At 64.8% G+C, this 20,660-nt stretch carries 16 protein-coding genes, 2 tRNA genes and 2 pseudogenes; 13 read left to right on the top strand and 7 right to left on the bottom strand.

Annotation, left to right across the window (positions count from 1 at the left end; translation table 11 throughout):
* The first annotated feature begins 4 nt into the window (after positions 1 to 4).
* A complete protein-coding gene (gene tcdA / locus DRB87_RS16205; protein ID WP_130026637.1) occupies positions 5 to 841 on the top strand; it encodes a tRNA cyclic N6-threonylcarbamoyladenosine(37) synthase TcdA in 837 nt (278 codons plus the stop codon).
* Between the two features lie 210 nt (positions 842 to 1,051).
* On the opposite strand, the gene DRB87_RS16200 is transcribed toward tcdA, so the two are convergent.
* Positions 1,052 to 2,704, bottom strand: a complete 1,653-nt coding sequence (locus DRB87_RS16200) for an AMP-binding protein (protein WP_130026636.1) — start codon at positions 2,702 to 2,704, stop codon at positions 1,052 to 1,054.
* A gap of 406 nt (positions 2,705 to 3,110) precedes the next feature.
* Here DRB87_RS16200 and DRB87_RS16195 point away from each other — a divergent pair.
* A tRNA-Arg gene (locus DRB87_RS16195) sits at positions 3,111 to 3,187 on the top strand.
* Between the two features lie 154 nt (positions 3,188 to 3,341).
* A tRNA-Arg gene (locus tag DRB87_RS16190) sits at positions 3,342 to 3,417 on the top strand.
* A gap of 273 nt (positions 3,418 to 3,690) precedes the next feature.
* On the opposite strand, the pseudogene DRB87_RS16185 reads toward DRB87_RS16190, so the two are convergent.
* The 3 genes and pseudogenes from DRB87_RS16185 to DRB87_RS16175 form a co-directional block, all read right to left on the bottom strand.
* A pseudogene (locus DRB87_RS16185) lies at positions 3,691 to 5,135 on the bottom strand (efflux transporter outer membrane subunit).
* A 6-nt stretch (positions 5,136 to 5,141) separates the two neighbouring features.
* Positions 5,142 to 6,655 (bottom strand): annotated as a pseudogene (locus DRB87_RS16180) (DHA2 family efflux MFS transporter permease subunit).
* A gap of 297 nt (positions 6,656 to 6,952) precedes the next feature.
* Positions 6,953 to 8,188, bottom strand: a complete 1,236-nt coding sequence (locus DRB87_RS16175) for an HlyD family secretion protein (RefSeq protein WP_130026635.1) — start codon at positions 8,186 to 8,188, stop codon at positions 6,953 to 6,955.
* A gap of 102 nt (positions 8,189 to 8,290) precedes the next feature.
* Here DRB87_RS16175 and DRB87_RS16170 point away from each other — a divergent pair, with 102 nt between their 5' ends.
* From DRB87_RS16170 to DRB87_RS16150, 5 genes are all read left to right on the top strand, one after another.
* Positions 8,291 to 9,040, top strand: coding sequence for a CerR family C-terminal domain-containing protein (locus DRB87_RS16170; protein ID WP_130026634.1), 750 nt, complete (start codon positions 8,291 to 8,293; stop codon positions 9,038 to 9,040).
* Between the two features lie 201 nt (positions 9,041 to 9,241).
* Complete coding sequence (locus DRB87_RS16165; RefSeq protein WP_017235024.1) at positions 9,242 to 9,715, top strand: Lrp/AsnC family transcriptional regulator; 474 nt, start codon at positions 9,242 to 9,244, stop codon at positions 9,713 to 9,715.
* A 65-nt stretch (positions 9,716 to 9,780) separates the two neighbouring features.
* On the top strand, positions 9,781 to 10,968 hold the full coding sequence (locus tag DRB87_RS16160) for an alpha-hydroxy acid oxidase (RefSeq protein WP_130026633.1): 1,188 nt from the start codon (positions 9,781 to 9,783) through the stop codon (positions 10,966 to 10,968).
* A gap of 241 nt (positions 10,969 to 11,209) precedes the next feature.
* Positions 11,210 to 11,395, top strand: coding sequence for a type II toxin-antitoxin system HicA family toxin (locus DRB87_RS16155; RefSeq protein ID WP_130026632.1), 186 nt, complete (start codon positions 11,210 to 11,212; stop codon positions 11,393 to 11,395).
* A gap of 43 nt (positions 11,396 to 11,438) precedes the next feature.
* A complete protein-coding gene (locus DRB87_RS16150; protein WP_130026631.1) occupies positions 11,439 to 11,858 on the top strand; it encodes a type II toxin-antitoxin system HicB family antitoxin in 420 nt (139 codons plus the stop codon).
* A gap of 89 nt (positions 11,859 to 11,947) precedes the next feature.
* Here the strand turns inward: DRB87_RS16150 and DRB87_RS16145 are convergent, their stop codons facing one another.
* Positions 11,948 to 12,385 (bottom strand): hypothetical protein, encoded by a 438-nt coding sequence (locus DRB87_RS16145; protein ID WP_130026630.1) that lies wholly within the window; start codon positions 12,383 to 12,385, stop codon positions 11,948 to 11,950.
* Positions 12,386 to 12,520: 135 nt separating this feature from the next.
* A complete protein-coding gene (locus DRB87_RS16140; protein ID WP_130026629.1) occupies positions 12,521 to 13,447 on the bottom strand; it encodes a LysR family transcriptional regulator in 927 nt (308 codons plus the stop codon).
* Between the two features lie 305 nt (positions 13,448 to 13,752).
* On the opposite strand from DRB87_RS16140, the gene DRB87_RS16135 reads away from it, so the two are divergent.
* The 3 genes from DRB87_RS16135 (at position 13,753) to DRB87_RS16125 (ending at position 17,693) form a co-directional block, all read left to right on the top strand.
* On the top strand, positions 13,753 to 15,072 hold the full coding sequence (locus DRB87_RS16135; RefSeq protein ID WP_130026628.1) for an MFS transporter: 1,320 nt from the start codon (positions 13,753 to 13,755) through the stop codon (positions 15,070 to 15,072).
* Positions 15,073 to 15,179: 107 nt separating this feature from the next.
* Positions 15,180 to 15,995, top strand: a complete 816-nt coding sequence (locus DRB87_RS16130) for a substrate-binding domain-containing protein (RefSeq protein WP_130026627.1) — start codon at positions 15,180 to 15,182, stop codon at positions 15,993 to 15,995.
* A gap of 240 nt (positions 15,996 to 16,235) precedes the next feature.
* Positions 16,236 to 17,693 (top strand): amidase, encoded by a 1,458-nt coding sequence (locus tag DRB87_RS16125; protein ID WP_130026626.1) that lies wholly within the window; start codon positions 16,236 to 16,238, stop codon positions 17,691 to 17,693.
* Between the two features lie 32 nt (positions 17,694 to 17,725).
* Here the strand turns inward: DRB87_RS16125 and DRB87_RS16120 are convergent, their stop codons facing one another.
* The gene (locus DRB87_RS16120) at positions 17,726 to 17,968 is read right to left on the bottom strand and encodes a DUF3820 family protein (RefSeq protein WP_130026625.1); all 243 of its coding nucleotides are present in this window, start codon (positions 17,966 to 17,968) and stop codon (positions 17,726 to 17,728) included.
* A gap of 143 nt (positions 17,969 to 18,111) precedes the next feature.
* Here DRB87_RS16120 and DRB87_RS16115 point away from each other — a divergent pair, with 143 nt between their 5' ends.
* On the top strand, positions 18,112 to 18,684 hold the full coding sequence (locus DRB87_RS16115; protein WP_130026624.1) for a cysteine dioxygenase: 573 nt from the start codon (positions 18,112 to 18,114) through the stop codon (positions 18,682 to 18,684).
* 284 nt (positions 18,685 to 18,968) lie between these two features.
* Positions 18,969 to 20,549 carry a rhodanese-related sulfurtransferase gene (locus DRB87_RS16110; RefSeq protein WP_130027905.1) on the top strand — a complete coding sequence of 527 codons (1,581 nt, stop codon included), beginning with the start codon at positions 18,969 to 18,971 and terminating at the stop codon, positions 20,547 to 20,549.
* The last annotated feature ends 111 nt before the right edge of the window (positions 20,550 to 20,660 follow it).

Genomic DNA, 20,660 nt, shown 5'->3' with positions numbered 1-20,660 from the left:
CATCATGAACAGTACCCCGTCGATTATTGTTGCTCCGGTGCTCACCACGCCACCGGAGGAAGATTTTGACGCCAGCCGCCGTTTCGGCGGCGTCGCGCGTTTGTACGGTGACGACGGTCTCGCGCGCCTGCGTGACGCGCACGTGGCCGTCATCGGCATTGGCGGCGTTGGCTCGTGGGTGGCCGAGGCACTGGCGCGCAGCGCCGTGGGCCGGCTCACGCTCATCGATCTCGATAACGTCGCCGAAAGCAATGCCAATCGTCAGGTGCATGCCCTCGACGGCAACTTCGGCAAGCCGAAGGTCACTGCGATGGCCGAGCGAATCCTGGCCATCAATCCTGCCTGCCAACTCACGCTGGTCGAGGACTTCGTTGCCCTGGACAACCTCGACGCCATGCTGGGCGGCGGCTTTGACTGGGTCGTCGACGCCATCGACAGCGTCCGCGTGAAGACGGCACTCATCGCGTGGTGCGTGGCGCATGCGCAGCGTCTGATCACCGTCGGTGGGGCCGGCGGTCAGATCGATCCGACACGCATCCGTATCGACGATCTCACCCGCACGATCCAGGATCCACTGTTGGCCAAAGTGCGCGCGCAATTACGCAAGCAACATGGTTTTGTCCGTGGGCCGAAAGCCAAGTTCAACGTACCCGCCGTGTACTCGGATGAGCCGTTGCAGTACCCGGAAGCGGCGTGCGCCCCCGCTGAAGCGGCGAATGCCGTGGCGGGCCCGCAGGGCCTGAACTGCGCCGGTTTCGGCTCGAGCGTGTGTGTCACGGCCACCTTCGGCATGGCGGCTGCCGCTTACGTTTTGAAGCGAATCACCACGCGTGCCGCCTGAAAGCTTCGCTGACGTGCTCCTGTTGTACCAAGGTGTGCACGTCACGTCTGTAACCAAAAGTTACGAATCGAGGCCGATCTCTCGATCGAGAGGACGATGTTTCGCCGTCTGGAATGACAATGGCCGGGATTGCTCCCGGCCATTGTCAACGCGGTGCCCACGTTTTTGAATGTCGTTACGGACGACGAGACAACCCGATGACGTGAATCGTTAGCGCAGTTCGCGGCGCAGCACTTTGCCGACCGGCGTCTTGGGCAGTTCCGTGCGGAACTCGATCAAGTGCGGCACCTTGTAGTTCGTCAGGTGTTCGCGGCAGAAGTCGACGATGGCCTTCTCCGTCAGGTCCTGCGCCTTCTTGACGATCACGGCCTTCACCGCTTCGCCGGTACGCTCGCTCGGCACGCCGACGACTGCCGATTCGAGCACGCCCGGGCACATGGCCAACACGCTCTCCACCTCGTTCGGGTACACATTGAAGCCCGACACGATGATCATGTCCTTCTTGCGATCGGTGATGCGCACGTACCCTTGTTCGTCCATCGTGCCGATGTCGCCCGTGCGCAGCCAGCCGTCGGGCGTGACGGTCTTGGCGGTCTCGTCCGGTCGGTTCCAGTAGCCCTTCATGACTTGCGGGCCGCGCACACAGATTTCCCCTTCCTGTCCGAAGCCGAGCGCTTCGTTGGCATCGTTGCGGATACTCACCTCCGTCGACGAGATCGGCAGGCCGATGGAGCCGTTGAACTCGCTGCCGAGTGGGTTGATGCACACGGCGGGCGATGTCTCGGTCAGACCGTACGCTTCGATCAGCGCATGGCCCGTGACCTTCTGCCAGCGCTCGGCCACCGCCCGTTGCACGGCGGCGCCGCCGCCGAGTGCGCATTTGAGTGCGCTGAAGTCGAGTTGGTCGAAGCCCGGGGTATTGAGCAGTCCGTTGAAGAGCGTGTTGACGCCGGTCATGAACGTGAACCGCCACTTCCCCAATTCCTTGACGAAGCCGGGCATGTCGCGCGGATTGGTGATCAGCAGGTTCAGTGCGCCCAGTTGGAGGAACACCAGGCAGTTCGCCGTCAGGCAGAAGATGTGATAGAGCGGCAGGGCGGTGACGATGATTTCCTTGCCTTCCTCGAGTCCCTCGCCGATCCAGGCGCGCGCCTGCAACATGTTGGCGATCATGTTGCGATGCGTGAGCATGGCGCCCTTGGCGACGCCGGTGGTGCCGCCCGTGTATTGCAGGAACGCGATGTCGTCGTGACCCAGTGGCACTTCCTGATGCGTGGCGCGCGCGCCGTTCGCCAGCGCGGTGCGGAACGGCACCGCGTGCGGGATGTGCCACTCGGGCACCATCTTCTTCACGTGGCGCACCACGTAGTTCACGATCCAGCGCTTCGGCGCGGGCACGAGGTCGCCGATGGCCGTCGTGATCACGTGCTTGACCGGCGTGTTGGGCAACGCCTTTTGCAGCGTGGCGGCGAAGTTCTCGATCACGACGATGGCGCCGCAGCCGGCATCCTGGAGTTGATGCTCGAGTTCACCCGCGGTGTAGAGCGGATTGACGTTGACGACGACCATTCCGGCACGCAGGATGCCGAAGACGGCGACCGGGTATTGCAGCAGGTTCGGCGACATGATTGCCACGCGCGAGCCGCGCTCGAGTCCGGGCAGGCTTTGCAGATACGCGGCGAAGTGGCGCGATTGGCGCTCGAGGTCGGCGAATGTCATCGTCACCCCGAGATTGGTGAACGACGGACGATTCGCAAACTTCCGGCAGCTCTGCAGGAACAGATCGTTCAGCGAACGATACGTGTTGACGTCGATCTCGGCCGGCACGCCGGGCGGATAGCTCTTGAGCCAGACTTTTTCCATGAGCGCCTCCTTGAATATGGTTTTTATCGCATCGTCGTCGCCGGGGGAAGAGCGTAGGCGCGCGGTGCGTGGTTTCGTCGCATTTTTCTTTTGGCCGCGTGAGAGGGAGCCGAACCGATTGTCTTGCCGATCCGGTCTCGCGCGTGCGGCAAACGCGTCCTTCGACGCGCTGCAAAAAGTCGTAGCATACCGTGCAGTCACGCGCAGGCGCACATGGAAAGCCCTGATTCGGCGCGGGTTTGCGTGGAGTAATTGCTCTAGCTGCAAAGACTTGCCAGTGCGGATGATTCCGCGCTAATCCCGCATGGAATGCGCGATACGGTAGGGAAATCGGAGTTATGACAAAAGAATTGCAAAAATCACTTGCGTGGTAGGCGGGTTTCTTACATAATTCTGTTCTCACGACGCGGCTGTAGCTCAGTTGGATAGAGTACTTGGCTACGAACCAAGGGGTCGTGGGTTCGAATCCTGCCAGCCGCGCCACTTATTTCGAGGGTCTCCTCACGGGGAGACCCTCCGTTTTTCGGGAGAGTCCTTCCCAGTGACGCGCCGCATGTCATGTACATTCGGCCCGCGTCGATGAGAAGGCGAACCGACAGCAGTAGCATCGTCTGATCGGGTCTCGCGTGCAGTAAATGCGGCTGTAGCTCAGTTGGATAGAGTACTTGGCTACGAACCAAGGGTCGTGGGTTCGAATCCTGCCAGCCGCACCAACTCAGTTGGTAAAAACGCTCCAGACGCGAAAGCTTCTGGAGCGTTTTTTCATTGGCACCGCCGAAAGGCACGGTGCCATGTGATGCCCGCTGCGCCAGCGCCGCCGGGCACGCCGACGCTCAGAGGCGTGCGTCATGCTCCCCGGCGCAAGTCGACTCCCATTGCCCGTCGCGTCACCCCGTGTCGCATTATCCCGCGTCGCATTACCCGGCGCAGCATTACCCGGCGCAGCCGGTTGCGGCGCTTTGCTTCATTTCACGTCGCGTCGTGCCTCACTCCATGGTGGGCCCTACCTGCCATCCCAGACCCAGCGCCTTCTGTAGCGTCACGAACGACTTGAGCAGTTGCGCATCGCCTGCGACCCGGTCCTGCTCGGCGGAAAAGCGCGTGCGCTCGGCATCGAGCCAATCGAGCGTGCTCGCGGTGCCGGCGCGATAACGTTGACGCGTGAGCGTTGCGACCCGCGTGGCCGAGGCCTCCACACTGCGCAGACGGTATACGTTTTCGCGCTGATGCCCGTAACGTGCCAGTGCCACATCGGCGTCGCGCAACGCGCTGAGCACTGCGCTTTCATACTTCGCCTGGGCCTGATCGCGACCGGCCTTCGCGCCGTCGACGCTCGCCTGCACGCGTCCAAAATCGAGCACATTCCATTGCAGGCGCGGCAGCGTCATCCAACTGAAGTTGTCTTTGCGTACCAGATGGCCCGGATCCAGTGCCGAATATCCAAGTTCGCCCATGATCGAGAGTTTCGGAAACCAGTTGGCCGTCTGCACGCCGATCTGGGCGTTCTGCGACGCCAGGCGACGTTCTGCCGCACGAATGTCCGGACGTGCCTGCAACAACGCGGACGGATCGCCGATGGCGACCGTCTTCGGCACGCTCGGCAAGGCCCTGGGGACCGACAACTCGGTGTCCAACGTACCCGGCGCGCGGCCGGTGAGCAGCGCCAACTGATCGAGCGATTCGATGACGTCCGCTTCGAGCGGCAGCACGCGCGATTGCGTCTGTTCCACCTGCGTGATGAGCCGTTCGACGTCGAGTTCCGACGCGACACCCCCGCGCGACGCTGGCGGGTGAGATCGAGCATCTCACCTTCAAGTTGTGCCGAGTCGCGCACCAGCGCCAGCCGTGCCTGCTGATCGCGCAAGGCGACGTAGGCCTGTGCGACTTCGGCGGCGAGTTGTACGTGGGCGTCCGCGAGATCCTCCGACGCCGCATCGGCATCGGCGCTGGCGGCCTCGACAGCGCGTCGCGTGCCGCCGAACAGATCGATCTCCCAACTCGCGTCGAACCCGGCGATATACAAGTCGAGCGGGCCGCGGCCACTGCCGCTATTGCCGCCAAGCAGGCTCAGATCGGGTGAGCGCGTGCGCAGCGTCGCGAGATCGACACTCGCCTTGGGCAGCAGGTCGGCCCGGTGATTGCGCAGGCTCGCGCGAGACTGGCGCACCTTCGCCTGTGCCGCGCGGATATCCGGGCTATGGGCGATGGCGTCGTCGATCAGCGCCGTGAGTTGCGCATCGCCAAGCGTCGTCCACCACCGGGCGACCCCCGGCGTATGCGCCGCGATGCCGTCTCCGGCATGCGCATACGTGGCGCCCGTGCGCAGGGCATTGGCCGCCACCTCGGGCGCGCCACGATAATCGGGGCCAACCGTGCAGCCGGTGACGAGAAGGGCGGCCGCGAGGGCCATCGTTCGGAAATGCAGCGTCATGATCGTTCAATGTCCGCCCGAACTGAAGCCGGTCGGTTGCTTGAGCAGCAGGGCCAGCGGCACGCAAAGCAGCAGCGCGATCCCCAGTGCATAGAAAGTTTCGGAAAAGGTCATCACGCTCGCCTGCTGCGCGATCTCGGCGGCCAGCTGTGCGGTGGCCTGCAATTGCGCATGCACGCTATCCCCCGTCTGCGCGAAGAAGCTCGCCGCGTTGGCGGCAAGATGCGCCTGACCCAGCGAACTGTTAGCGGTGATCGTCTCGCGCAGCATGGCGTCGTGATAGGCGGTGCGACGGTCGATCAGCGTACCGAGCAACGCGAGTCCGACGGACCCGCCCAAGTTGCGGGCCATGTTGTACAGACCGGCGGCGTCTCCCGCGTCCTGCGCCTCGACGGCCGCCATCGACGCCTGGTTGAGCGGCATCATCGCGAGCATCTGTCCCACGCCGCGCAGCAATTGCGACATCGTAAAGTCATGCCCCACGCTTTGTGCGGTCAGATCGATGTCGAGCATGCAACTGGCGAAGAAGCACAGCAGCCCGAGAATCACGAGCAGACGAATGTCCACGCGGCTGATCAGGCGCGGCAGGAACGGCATCATCAGAAAGGCAGGCAGCCCCGAGAGCAGCATGATGTTGCCCGACTGCTGCGCGTTGTAGCCCGCGATCGTCGCGAGGAACTGCGGCAGCAGATACGATACGCCATAGAGTCCCGCGCCCACCGTGAACACGATGTAGATCACGCTCGCGTAGTTCCTGTTACCCAGCAGCGAGAGCTTGACGATCGGTTTCTCCGCCGTGAACTGCGCCACCAGCATCATGGCGATGCCGACGGCCGACACGATCGAGAGCCAGACGATCAGCGGCGAGTCGAACCAGCGTTCGCGCTGTCCTTCCTCCAGCACAACGGTCAGCGTACTCAGGCCGATGGTCAAGCCCACGATGCCCAGCCAGTCTGCTTTGAAGAACGCCTGCAGATGGGTCGGTTCGCGCTTCAGGCCGAGCATGAGCAACGTGACGATAGTCGCCGAGATCGGCAGGTTCAGGAAGAAGCACCAGCGCCAGTTGGCATTCTCGGTGAGCCAGCCGCCGACCACCGGGCCGAGCAGGGGCCGAGCAGTACGATCAGGCCGAACATTGCCATGCCCACGGGCATCTGGTGGCGGGGCAGGCGCGTGCGAATGATCATTTGCGCCGTCGGAATCATGGCGCCGCCGGCAAAGCCCTGCCCGATGCGGCCGACAATCATCTCGGCCAGACTGCTCGATGCGCCGCACATCATCGAGAAGAGCGTGAAGAAAACGGCGTTGAGCATCAGGAAGCGCCGTAGACCGAGCACGCGCGTGAGCCACGCGGCGAGCGGAATCATGACGATTTCCGACATCAGGTAGCCGGTCGAGATCCAGGTGCCCTCGGTGCCCGACGCACCGATCTGCCCCTGTATTTGCGGCAGGGCGGAGTTGGTGATCGAGATGTCGAGCGTGGCCAGCAGGGCGCCCAGTGCGCCGGCCGCCACGGCGATCCAGTCCGACGCCGACGCGTTGCGCGGCGTGGCGGCGTTCGCGGCGCCACCGCCTGGGTTTCCCCCGCGTCCGCCAGGTCCCCCATGCCCGCCGCTGCCGGCCGCCACGGCACTACGCGCCTGATCACGCGTCAGCGCGACGGGCGAGGGCGACGAAGTCGACGCGAGCGGCGACGGCGAGGCGATCGACGATGTGTCCATCGCGCCACGCTCAGCCACGTTGCGCCCCAACGTTTGCCGATGACGGTGCGGCATCGGCGTTCGACGGCGCGCTGGTGACGGGGCCGACGAGGGCGTTCAGCGGCGCGCTGAGCGCGAGCTGTACCGCGGGGTCGCCCGCCCGATCTGCCTGATCGGCCCGACTCGCCTGCTTGGCGGGGCGGCCGTATCGCGGCGATGCGTGTCGACGTCCGCCGTCACTGACAGGCCCGGCAGCAGCACCGTGCGCAGCGATGCCGGCACGTCGAGCCGGATGCGCACCGGCACGCGCTGGACGATCTTCGTGAAGTTCCCGGTCGCATTTTGCGCGGGCAGCAAGGCGAACTGTGCACCCGTGCCCGGTGAGAGCGAATCGACCACACCGTGAATCGGCTGATTCGGCAGGGCGTCGACGTGAACCGTCACCGGCTGGCCGGGCCGCATATGACCCACCTGCGTTTCCTTGAAGTTCGCCGTCAGATACACGTTCTGCACCGGCACGACGGTCAGCAACCGGGTGCCCGGCTGGGCGAACTGGCCGACGCGCACGGCGCGATCGCCGACGCGTCCGGCCAGTGTGCTCTTGACCACTGTGTCGGCGAGATCGAGTTCCGCCTTGCGCGCACTGGCCCGCGCGACCGTCAATTGGGCCTTGGCTTGCGCCAGCGCGGCGTCGAGCGTGTCGGTCTGACGCTCGCTCGCCTGAACGCTGGCCTGGTGGCTCTTGAGCGTGGCGTCAGCGCGGGTGCTGGCATTGCGCAGCTCGGCAAGACGCTCGTCGGTTTCCGCGCCGGTGGCCACGAGCGGCGCATAGCGTTTGACTTGACCCGCTGTGTAGCGCGCGTCCGCTCGCGCACCGTCGAGTTCGGCGCGCGCTTGCGCGATCGTCGCGGTCTGCTGGGCGCGTTCGGCCTCGGCGCGCGCGACATCGGCTTCGCGCGCCTGCACGGTCGCCTGTGCCTCGTCGAAGGCGGCCTGGTATTGACGCGCGTCGAGCCGCACGAGCGGTTGACCAACGCTCACCGTTTCGTTGTCACGCACTAACACTTCCGTTACGTAGCCGCCCACTTTCGGCGCGACAGTCATGCTGTCGGCTTGCAGGTAGGCATCGTCGGTCGACTCGACGAAGCGCCCAACGAGCCACCAGTGCGCGCCCCAGCCAAGACCCGCGGCGACGCCCACTGCCAGCGCACCAAGCAGAATCGTTTTGCGACGACGGTTGGCCGGCGTCTGCGTGGTCTCGGCGGCTTCCACGGTCCTGGCGGTCGGGGTGTCGGCGGGGCGTGCGATCGGCGGCGTCGAGGTTGTCGGTTTGACCGGTGCTGCGGTTGACATGAGGGGTCCTTCAAATTATTCCGTTTGGCAAAATTATTCCAGTTGATCGATTTGTGTCAAGTGTTATATTTTTGACGAAAGTTTTGGCAAGCAAGGACAGACATGACAGGAACTTCACGCGCCGGGCGGGCACCGCGCACGCCTGTGCGAACGCGGCATGCGGTCGACACGGGGTATCAACGGGGTGAGGAAACGCGCGCGCGCATCATCCTGGCGGCGATCAAGTGCTTTGGCGAGTTCGGTTTTGCGGGGGCCTCCACGCGAGACATCGCGCACGAGGCCGGTGTGAACGCACCGGCGCTGCAGTATTACTTCGACAACAAGGAGGGGGTGTACACGGCGTGCGTCGAGTACATCGTGAGTCTTGTCATGGGGCAGATGGGCGAAGCGATCGAGGCGGCCGAGCGCGTGGTGGCCGAACCGGAGGCGACCGACAAGCAGCTTATCGACGCATTCTGCGAGCTGCAGAACCGCAAGGCGGGGTTCATGGAGGAAGTGCCGGAGATCGAGGGTTGGCACATGTTCATGGCCCGTGAGCAGGCAGGGCTTGGACCCGAGGCGGGGTTCAAGGTATTCCACGAGCGCTTTTCGAGCCGGCTCGCCGCGGTAGGGGCGAACATTGTGACGCGGCTCGCGGGCGTGGCGCCCGACGATGAGGCGATGCGGGTTCGGGCCGTGTGCATCAGCACGCTGGGCATGGCGTTTCGGGTGATGCGCCGCTCCGTCGACAGTTCGATGGGGTGGGCGAGCGAGCCGAATCCCGAACGCAACCGGATGGTGCGCGAGGCGGTGCTCGAACAGACGCGGTACCTGCTGCAACGCATCGTCAAGCAACGCAAGTCGGGCGGGTAGGCACGTCGCAACACGTTGGCGGCACGACAGCGGCAATCTCGGAAAACGGCGTTCACGGCCCGGATAGCACACCGTGCCCGAGCTTGGCCGGGCGTTACGATTTCAACGCAAAAAATGGAATTTGCTGGCCATTTGTGGCGGACAACTGGCGGCGATTCGAAGGATCTGCCAGAATCCGGGGGAACTTGATGGATTCTGCCAATGAACCTTGACCTTGCCGATCTGCGTATCCTGCGCCATCTCGAACTCAACGGGCGCATCTCCAACCAGGAGTTGGCGGATGCCGTCGGGCTGTCGCCATCGGCCTGCCTTCGCCGGGTGAAGTTGCTCGAGGATCGCGGGGTGATTTCCGGATACCGCTGCATCGTGGATGCACAGCATATCGGCCTCGAGTTCGAAGCTCTGGTCCAAATTTCGCTGCGTCCCGATGTCGATCAATGGCACGAGAAATTTCTCGCTTGCGTCCAGAATTGGCCTGAGGTGGTGACCGCACGCATCGTCACTGGCTCGGCCAATTACATCTTGACCGTCAGGGCCCGGAATCTCGCGCATTACTCGGATTTCATCGTGAACGAGTTGTACCGTGCGCCGGCGGTCATGGCGATCCAATCGAACATCGTGCTCAAGACAATCAAGCAAACCCAGTCGCTCGTCGATCTGGTGAAGCAGAAATAAAAATATCGACGATATTCACCCGTTCCCGAAAGACGGTCGGGACTTTCCGGAAGAAGAGACGCAGCATGGCAGTGATTACCACCATTGAGGACTTGCGGGTGCTCGCGCAGCGGCGCGTGCCGCGCATGTTTTACGAGTATGTCGATTCCGGCTCATGGACCGAGTCGACGTATCGGGCGAATGCGGCGGACTTTGGCGGGATCGGGTTTCGCCAGCGTGTCGCGGTCAACATCGAGCATCGCAGCACGCGCACGACGATGTTGGGCGAGCCGGTCGCCATGCCGGTGGCGTTGGCGCCGACCGGCATGACCGGCATGCTGCATGCTGACGGCGAGATTCTCGCGGCGCGCGCGGCCGAGGCGTTCGGCGTGCCGTTCACACTCTCGACCGTGTCGATCTGTTCCATCGAGGATGTCGCCGCGCATACCAAGGCGCCGTTCTGGTTCCAGTTGTATGTGATGCGCGATCGCGACTTCATCGAGCGGCTGATCGATCGCGCCAAGGCGGCGGGGTGCTCGGCGCTGATGGTGACGATGGATCTGCAAATCAGCGGTCAGCGTCATCGCGACATCAAGAATGGCCTGTCGGCGCCGCCCAAGCTCACGCTGCCCAACATTGCCAACATGATGACCAAGCCGCGCTGGTGCCTGGGCATGCTGGGCACGCGCCGTCGCACGTTCGGCAACATCGTGGGGCATGCCAAGGGCGTTGACGACATCGGCTCGCTCGCCGCGTGGTCGGCGGCGCAGTTCGACCCTCGCCTTTCATGGGACGACGTGGCGTGGATCAAGAAGCGTTGGGGCGGCAAGCTCGTGCTCAAGGGCGTGCTCGATCCGGACGATGCGCGCGCGGCGCGCGACACGGGGGCCGATGCGATCGTGGTGAGCAATCACGGCGGGCGTCAGCTCGACGGTGCGATCTCGACGATCCGGGCGCTGCCCGACATTGTCGCGGCGGTGGGACGCGACACGGAGGTGTGGCTCGACGGCGGCGTGCGTTCCGGGCAGGACGTGATCAAGGCGATGGCGCTGGGCGCGAAGGGGACATTGATCGGGCGACCGTTCCTGTACGGGCTGGGGGCAATGGGCGAGGCGGGCGTGCGCCGCGCGCTGGCGGTCATTGCCAAGGAGATGGACGTGACGATGGCGCTGACCGGTCGCACGAGCGTCGACCGTCTCGACACGTCGATGCTCATCCCCGGAAGCTATCCGACGGGCATTGGACCGTACCTTGCGGAGCCCGGCAGGCGGTGAGCCGTCTGTCGCGCGAGTGAGAGAAGCCGCAGCCATTGTGCTGCGGCTTTTTTATTGGCGTAGGGGCTTTCCGATAGTCGGCCTGTCGGCTTTCGCCGGACCGCGGGCGCGGCGATGATGCAAGGCGTGAGTCAGTCGGCCGTGAAGTGGCGTTACAGGAATTTGCAACAAATTTGTTGTGGTCTCTGTGCGGCGTATACGACAGATTTGTTGTAGCATTCGATTCCATCACGGGTGAAGTATGAAGTACAGCGAATTCCGAAGGTGGCGTCGGCGAGAGGGCGCGACATTCGAGCAGCACCGTGCCGGATCCAGTCACTTTCGAGTCACGCTCAATGGGCGCTCGACGGTATTCCCGGATCATGGTGCCAAGGAGATGGGACGCGCACTGGTGGAAGCCATCAAGAAGCAGCTCGATCTGAAATAGCGTGAGCTGATCCCCGTGGGTGCAACGAATTGCGAGGCGAACGATGTTGACCTATCCCATTACGCTCAAGCGCGACACGAACGACACGTTGCTGGTCACGTTCCCGGACGTGCCGGAAGCGATTACCGTCGGCGAGAACGAGGCGCACGCGCGTGAGCAAGCGCTTGAAGCGCTTGAGGCGGCGCTGGAGTTTTACTTTGCTCAGAAGCGGCCGATCCCGTGGCCGTCCCGTGCGAAGCGCGGGCAGGCCACGATCACGTTGCCCATCATGGCGTCGATCAAGGTGCTGCTGGCGAACGAGATGATCGCGCAGAACGTGCGAAAGGCCGAGTTGGCCCGGCGTATGCACGTCAATCAGGTGCAGGTGGATCGGTTATTGAAGCTTGGCTATGCGTCTCGCCTCGACGCGGTGGAGAGCGCCTTTGCCGTGTTGGGCAAGCGGCTGGAAGTTCGCGCGGTATAGCGCCGTCGGGGCGGCCGCGCCAAGCTGTCATGCCCAACGACAACGCCCCGCAATCGCGGGGCGTTGTCGTTCAGGCAGACGCGGGGCGATCAGTGATGATGATGTTTGCGATGGCCGTGGCGCTTGCCACGGTAGCCGTAGCCATCGTTGTCGTACGAACTGGAGCGCGACATGTTGCCGCCGAGCGCGGCGCCGGCGCCGCCGCCGACGGCCGCACCGATCAGGCCGCCCGAGCGTCCGCCCATCGCATTGCCAGCGGCCGTGCCGGCACCACCGCCGAGCGCGCCGCCAACGATGGCGCCCGTGCGCTCGCGACGATTGGACGTGATCGCCCCGCCGGCCCCGCCGCCGACTGCGCCGCCAAGCACCGCACCGGTGCTGCCGCCGAGCGCGCCACCCACGGCCGCGCCCGCCACGCCGCCCAGCGCACCGCCAACGGCATTGTTCATATCACTGGCCGACGCGGCCAGCGAGGTCGTTGCAACCACGGCGGCGATCGCCACCATCGGGAAAATTCGTTTGATCATAGGTCGTGAATAAGATGCGGATGAATGCGGACCCAGTATAAAGACACGCGACCGTGCCGCCGTCACCCCAATGTTTCATGTCTCGTAAGGCCAGTAACAAAATGTTTCAGTGCGTGCGTTGAAAGCGGTTAGCTTTTATGAGGCATCTCCGCCCGTGCGACGCCGCGATGGCACTTTCATCTCGGCCACGTAACGATATAACTGTGCCGCCGCCGGCGAGAGCGGCCGCGCCTTGCTGCGTATCATCCCCATGCGGCGCGTCACGACGGGATCGACCAACGGCACGCTCGTGAGCAACGGATGTTCGCTACCCGGCATTGCCATCGTCGGCACGGCCGCCACGCCGAGCCCCGCTTCGACCAGACCGAGCATGGTGGTGACGTGCTGTGTCTCGCAGATGCTTGGCGGGCGCTGTGACAGCGAGGTGAGCGCTTGATCGAGCAGCAGCCGGTTGCCCGAGACGCGGCCGACACTGATGTAGTCGTATTCGTAAAGCTCACGCCACGTCACCCGCTTTCTGCCCGCGAGTGCATGGTCGCGCCGGCAGGCCGCCACATAGCGCTCCTGCAACAGGAGCTTGAACTCGATGTTCGGCTCCTGGCTGCCGATGAAATTCAACCCGAAATCGGCATCGCCATTCGCCACCGACGCGAGCACCTCATTGGCACTTGCGTCGAGCACCGAGATGCGGATGCGCGGAAACGCCTGGTGGTAGCGTGAGATGACCTGCGGCATGAAGTAATACGCGGCCGACGGCACACAGGCGATGGTCACGTGCCCGAGGCTCGACGACGCCACATCGCGTATGCCGAGCAGGGCGTTGTCAAGATCGTCCAGAATCCGCTCCGCGTCGCGGGCGAACGCGCGTCCGACGGTTGTCAGCGCCACGCGCCGCGTGCTGCGCTCGAAGAGTTTGACCCCGAGCGCGTCCTCGAGCTTGTCGATACGGCGCGAGAGCGCGGGCTGCGAGAGATGGATCGACTCGGCCGCGCGGCGAAAGCTCGCCAGTTGCGCCACCGCGCGAAATGCCTGCAAATCGTTCAGATCGAAGTTGATCGCCATGACGTTGGGAGCAGAAAGTCGGGTAGACGCCTCGAGGCACTCCGACGGCCGGAACACGCCGAGGCTTGGTTGCGGTGCGGAGTGTAGCCCGTTACCGCTCGGTAGACGCATCAGCATCCTACGATTGATCGCATATGTGCATCAATGCTTCCAAAACTTGCAATTCACAAATCGGGAACTTCCGGCGCACCATTGGCAACTTCCAAAAAGCGCTCATGACGATTCAAACGTCCCTGGCAGAGGCGCATTCCGAAGCTACATTGGCGGCCCGATCTCCCGGGCTGCCGGCAACAAGGAGACAGCGCATGTCACAGCGCCCCAACGACGCGGTTTCGCGTCGCCCCTCAAAAGCCGGCGCGGTCGTGCGCGTCACCGCCGGCAACTTCCTCGAGCAGTTCGATTTCTTCCTGTTCGGCTTTTACGCCACCCATATCTCGCACGTCTTTTTTCCGGCGACCAGCGAGTTCGCATCGCTCATGATGACCTTCGCCGTCTTTGGCGCGGGCTTCCTGATGCGACCGCTCGGCGCGATCGTGCTGGGCGCGTATATCGATAACGTCGGCCGCCGCAAGGGCTTGGTCACGACACTGGCGATCATGGCGAGCGGCACGATCCTCATCGCCTTTGTGCCAGGGTACGCCACCATTGGTCTGGCGGCACCGGTGCTCGTGCTGATCGGCCGCTTGCTGCAGGGTTTCTCGGCGGGTGCCGAGCTGGGCGGCGTGTCGGTGTACCTGGCGGAAATCGCCACGCCGGGACGCAAGGGCTTCTACACGAGTTGGCAGTCCGCGAGCCAGCAGGTCGCCATTGTCGTCTCGGCGGCGCTCGGCTTCACGCTCTCGCTCACGCTCAACGCGCAGCAGATCGCGGCATGGGGCTGGCGTGTGCCGTTCTTCGTGGGGTGCATGATCGTGCCGGTGATCTTCGCGCTGCGCCGCTCGCTCCAGGAGAGCGAGGAATTCAAGCAGCGCAAGCGTCATCCGTCCGTGGGCGAAGTGTTCCGCTCGATGGGCGCCAACGCCGGCGCCGTGATCGGCGGTACGATGCTCGTGGCGCTCACCACGACGGCGTTCTACCTGATCACCATCTACGCGCCAACCTTCGGCAAGAGCGTGCTGCACCTGACCAGCGCCGATGCGCTGCTCGTCACGCTGTGCGTGGGCGTGTCGAACTTCATCTGGCTGCCGATCGGCGGCACGCTGTCCGACCGCATTGGCCGTCGCCCGGTGTTGTTGATCTTCGCGGGGTTGACGCTGGTGTCCGCCTACCCGGTGCTCACGTTCCTCGTGCAGGCTCCGAGCTTCGCGCGCATGTTGATTTCGCTGCTGTGGCTGTCGTTCCTTTACGGCATGTACAACGGCGCCATGATTCCGGCGCTGACCGAGGTCATGCCGCCGGACGTGCGAGTGGCTGGCTTCTCGCTCGCGTATAGCCTCGCGACGGCAATCTTCGGTGGCTTCACGCCGGCGTTGTCGACGTATCTGATCCACGCCACGGGCGACAAGGCCGCGCCGGGCTACCTGATGAGTTTCGCCGCGCTGTGTGCGATTTGCGCGACGCTGGCCCTCTACCGACGCCGTCCCGGCGGGCAGGGCCGCCCCCGTACCGAACTCGCCGCCGGCTGAGCCACGCGGCAGGCGCGCCCCGTTCGCGGGCGCGCCCGGCAACGCTTCCCCAAAACGGGTGCCGACGCGCATCCATCCCCAAAAGCAAAATTCAGAGAGACACTGCCATGAAAGCCATCGCCCTTCCGGCGCGCCTGCGCGCACCCCGACACCTGCTCGCCGCGCTCGGCGCAGGCATCGCCCTGACCACACTGCTCGGCACCACGGCGGCCAGCGCGGAAGACCTGCACGTGATGAACTCCGGCGGCTTCACGGCCGCATACAAGTTGCTGCTGCCCAAGTTCGAGGCGTCGAGCGGCGATCATGTCGACACCGCGTGGGGGCCGTCGATGGGCAAGGCGCCCGAGGCGATCCCCAACCGTCTGGCGCGTGGCGAGTCTGCCGATGCCGTCATCATGGTCGGCTACGCCCTCGACGGTCTCATCAAGGCCGGCAAGGTGCGCGCTGATTCCCGCGTCGACCTGGCCGATTCGCGCATTGGCGTTGTCGTGAAAGCGGGCGACGTGGTGCCAGACGTCAGCACGCCCGAAAAGCTCAAGGCCGCGCTGCTCGCCGCGAAGTCAGTCGCATACTCCGACAGCGCAAGCGGTGTGTACGTCGAGCGCGAGCTCTTCAAGAAGTTGGGCATCGTCGACCAGATGCGGGGCAAGGGTGTGATGGTGCAGAAGACGCCTGTGGCCGAAAAGGTCGCCGCCGGCGAGTATGCGCTGGGGCTACAGCAAGTCAGCGAACTGCTGCCGGTCAAGGGAGCTGCGTTCGCGGGCAAGATTCCCGAGTCGCTGCAATCGGTCACGCGTTTCGCCGGTGGCGTGCCGGTGAATGCGCCGCATCCGGACGAAGCGAAGAAACTGCTGACGTACCTCGCCGCACCCGCGGTGGCGAAGGAAGTCGAGTCCACCGGTCTCGACCCGCTGGCACATTGATGTGCCGGTCTTCATTGAAGATATGAACTAACGTGTTGCCTGCGTCGGGGGAGATAATTTTCCCTCGGCATCCTTGGCGGGTTTGACCGACAATGACGCGTCAGACAACGGCGTTGCACAGGACGACGCCACCGCCAAGGAGACCGACATGGCCTCAGCGCCAGCTCAACCCGCTCAGCCGATACAGGCTGCCGATTCGCGTGCCGGCGCAGCCGGCACCTCGGCCCCCATGCCCCGCCCTTGAATGAGATCGTCGCGCTCGACGCGCTGGCGTTGTCCGACGCCATTCACACGCGCCGCGTGTCGTGTCGCGAGGTCATGCAGGCTTATCTCACGCACATTGCGCATTACAACCCGGCGGTCAACGCCATCGTGTCCTTGCACGATGCCGACGCCTTGCTTGCGCGGGCCGACGAGCGCGACCAGCAGTTGGCCAATGGCCAGTCCCTGGGGTGGATGCACGGCATGCCGCATGCGGTGAAGGATTTCGCCGCGTGCGCGGGATTTCCCACGCGTAAAGGATCGCCGTTGACGTCGGCGGCGCCCGACACCCAGGACAGCATCGGCGTTGCGCGCATCCGCGCGGCGGGCGCGATCTTCATCGGCAAGACCAACGTCTCCGAGTTCGGATTGGGCTCGCATAGCTACAACCCCGTCTTTGGCACCACAGGCAACGCCTACGACCCGACGCGCAGCGCAGGTGGCAGCAGCGGCGGGGCGGGCAGCGCACTTGCGCTGCGCATGTTGCCGGTCGCGGATGGCAGCGACATGATGGGGTCGCTGCGCAATCCGGCCGCGTTCGGCAACGTGTATGGGTTCCGGCCGTCGCAGGGCCGGGTGCCCTATGGTCCGGCGCCGGAGTTGTTCGTCCAGCAACTGAGCACCGAGGGGCCGATGGGGCGTTCTGTCGCCGACGTCGCCCAACTGCTTGCCACGCAAGCGGGCTACGATGCGCGCAGTCCGCTTTGCCTGGCGCAGGCGCATGGCGCGGTGCCGTTCGCGAGCGCGTTGCAGCGCGACGTCAAGGGATTGAAGCTGGGCTGGCTGGGCGATTACGGTGGCCATCTGCCGATGGAAGACGGTGTGATGGCCCTGTGCGAGGCATCGTTGCGCGACTTCACGGCGATGGGGTGCGAAGTGCAATCTTGTGCGCCCGACTTCGCGCCGGAGCGATTGTGGCAGACGTGGCTCACGTTGCGTCACTGGCTCGTGAGCGGCTCGCTGGGCGAGTTGTATGCCGACCCTGCGCGTCGCGACAAGCTCAAGCCGGAGGCGCAGTGGGAAGTCGAGGGCGGGCATGCGTTACGAGCGGCCGATGTATATCGCGCGTCCGTTGATCGCAGCGAGTGGTATCGCTCGCTCGCGCGGCTGTTCGAGCGTTACGACTTCCTGCTGCTGCCTTCGGCGCAGGTCTTCCCGTTCGACGCACAAATGCACTGGCCGTCGTCCGTCGCGGGCAAGCCGATGGACACCTATCATCGGTGGATGGAAGTGGTGATCGGGCCGACGCTGGCCGGACTGCCGGCGATCAGCGTGCCGGTCGGATTCGATGCGCGCGGGTTGCCGATGGGACTGCAAATCATCGGGCCGGCGCAGGCCGATCTCGCGGTGTTGCAACTGGCGCATGCGCACGAGCAGCAAACGCAGTGGGTGCGTCGCCGGCTGCCGCCGATGCTTGCGGGCACCGCGCGGGGCTGAGCGCCGCGCGAAGGGGCGGGCGGCCGTTCGGCTTACCGGGGACGAGCGGTCCGCGCCTGATCGCGTAGCGGGCGCAGCAATTCACCCAGCGCATTGTGATCGATCTCGTGCATGAGGGCGAGCAGGCGGCCGATATCGCCCGGCGGAAAGCCCTCGCGGGCGAACCAGCTCAGGTAATTGCCGGGCAGGTCGGCGATGAGCGTGCCCTTGTGTTTGCCGAACGGCATGGGCGTGGTGACGAGGCGCATCAGCGCGTCGGCATCGAAATCGAGCATAAGAGACAGGCGCGGAGGGCGCGCGGGCACGAGGGAATGCAAAGCGTTACGCTACCACATGCGTTCGCCGGTTCGCCGGCGAGCGCGCCAAACTTAGGGGGGCATATGCATCAAGGAAGGGATGGCATCGCGGCCTCGGGGAGTTGCCCGACCCGGATGACAATGCGCTCGATCCGCTGCACACGTTTGTCGCGGCGCTCTCGCGACTGCTTGAGGGGCATCCGGACGAGACGACGTTACTCGACGCCGGCGCGGGCCTGCTGGCGCAACTCGTCGCGCGTGACGACTGGCTGCCAGCCGCGTTCGCGGCGCCGCATCCCGAGCACTATCAGCAATACCTCTTGTATTGCGATCCGGCGCAGCGCTTTTCTGTCGTGAGTTTCGTCTGGGGGCCGGGGCAGGTTACGCCGATTCATGACCACACCGTGTGGGGCCTGATCGGCATGCTGCGCGGGGCCGAGGATTCACAACCCTATCGGCTCGACGCGCACGGCGTGCCGGTCATGACGGGCAAGTCGGTGCGTTTGTTGCCGGGCGATGTCGAGGTTCTCTCGCCACGCGTGGGGGACATTCACCGCGTGAGCAACGCCTACGCCGACCGGGTCTCGGTGAGTATCCACGTCTATGGCGCGAACATTGGCGCAGTGCGTCGAAGCATGTTTACCGAATCGGGCGAACGCAAAAGCTTCGTCTCCGGCTATGCCAACGCGCAATGACCGGAACCGCGCGGGTAAGGTGTCGCGGCGCACGCCAAGTGGCTGATGCGACCCGGCCTTGCGCGGCGCAGGCCGAAGCATGGCGTTGCCGCACATCACGCATGCGGGCGGCTTCTGCCACAATAGCTGTCCGGTTGTGCGGATGCGCGAGCCCGCCGCACCGAGACTCAAACCGAATCGACGTTTGACGAATTCAAGGAACTGCCGTGTCCTCTTTCTCGACCGATGCGCCGTCGCAGACAACCGCTCCGACCCTTGCTGCCGACGATCCCGCCTTCCCCGAACTGACCTTTGCCGACGTACGCGCCGCGCTGCTCGCCCGTGAGGAGATTGCGTTGCTCGACGTTCGCGAAGAAGATCCGTTCGCGCAGGCGCACCCGTTGTGGGCGGCGAATCTTCCGCTCTCGCGCATCGAAATCGACGCCTGGGCGCGCATTCCGCGACGCGACACACGCATCGTCGTCTATGGCGAGCATGGCGGCGAGGATCTGGCGCCGCGGGCGGCCGGCGTGCTGCGCAAGCTTGGCTACACCAACGTGAATTGTCTCGCGGGCGGCCTCGGCGGTTGGATCGCGGCCGGCGGAGAAGTCTTTCGCGACGTCAACGTGCCGAGCAAAGCCTTTGGCGAATGGGTCGAAGGGCTGCGTCATACGCCGTCGCTCTCTGCACAGGAAGTCCAGGCATTGCTCGATGCGCATGCCGATGTGGTCGTGGTCGACGCGCGGCGTTTCGACGAATACCAGACCATGAACATTCCCGGCTCGACCAGCGTACCCGGTGCGGAACTCGTGCTGCGCGTGCGCGAACTTGCGCCGAACCCGGCCACGCGTGTGATCGTCAATTGCGCAGGACGCACACGCAGCATCATCGGCACGCAATCGCTCGTGAACGCCGGCCTGCCGAATCCGGTGGCGGCGCTGCGCAACGGCACCATCGGCTGGACGCTGGCCGGTCAGACACTCGAGCGCGGGGCCGATCGTCGGCACCCGGCACAGGTGAGCGACACCACGCTGGCCGTCGCGCGCGTAGGGGCGCGCGCTATCGCCGATCGTGCGGGCGTGCGCCGAATCGCGGTGGGCGACGTGCCCGCATTGAGCGCACCGGGGCGCACCGTCTATCGTTTCGACGTGCGCACGCCCGAAGACTACGCTGCCGGGCACTTGCCCGACTTTGCCAATGCGCCAGGCGGACAGCTCGTGCAGGAGACCGACCATCAGGCGCCGGTGCGCGGCGCGTGGATCGTACTCTCGGACGACAATGGCGTGCGGGCCGACATGACCGGTTCGTGGCTTGCCCAGATGGGCTGGACCGTCTACGTCGTCGAGCCGCATGGCGACGAAGCGCGCAGTGCCCAGGGCGGATGGCCGTTGCATACGCCGAGCGCGCCCGACGTTGCGACCGTCGCGCCGGCCGTGCTCGCGCGCTGGCTTGACGAGTCCGAGTCGGGACAGATCGCGGTGCTCGACGTCACCTCGGGCGTCAACTACGTCAAACGTCACATTCCGGGGGCGTGGTTCGTCATTCGCGCGCGCCTGGCCGAGGCCTTGCGGGAGGTCGGCCCTGCGCGGCGATACGTGATTACCTGTGGTTCCAGCTTGCTCGCGCGCTTTGCGGCGGCCGATCTGCGGCGCCTGACCGATGCCGAGATCGTAGTGCTCGACGGCGGCACGCAGGCGTGGATCCAGGCCGGGCTGCCGCTCGAATCGGGACCGACGCGACTGGCCAGTCCGCGCGACGATCGCTATCGTCGCCCATACGAGGGCACCGACAACGCGGCCGAGGCGATGCAGGCGTATCTCGATTGGGAGTATGGGCTCGTCGACCAGTTGCATCGCGACGGAACGCACCATTTCCAGGTGGTGTGAGCGAGTCAGGGCGACGCCCGGTGGTGCAGGCGGCGACGTGTTGCGTCGCCGTCAGGTGGGGCAGACGTGGCATACTCCCCAACTTCTGACGCCGCCGCCTGACGCCTCGAA

The organism is Pandoraea sp. XY-2 (genome assembly GCF_004193915.1).
GTDB lineage: Bacteria > Pseudomonadota > Gammaproteobacteria > Burkholderiales > Burkholderiaceae > Pandoraea > Pandoraea cepalis.
The sequence above is the reverse complement of the archived record's forward strand: the minus strand, read 5'-3'. Positions and strand labels throughout refer to the sequence as shown.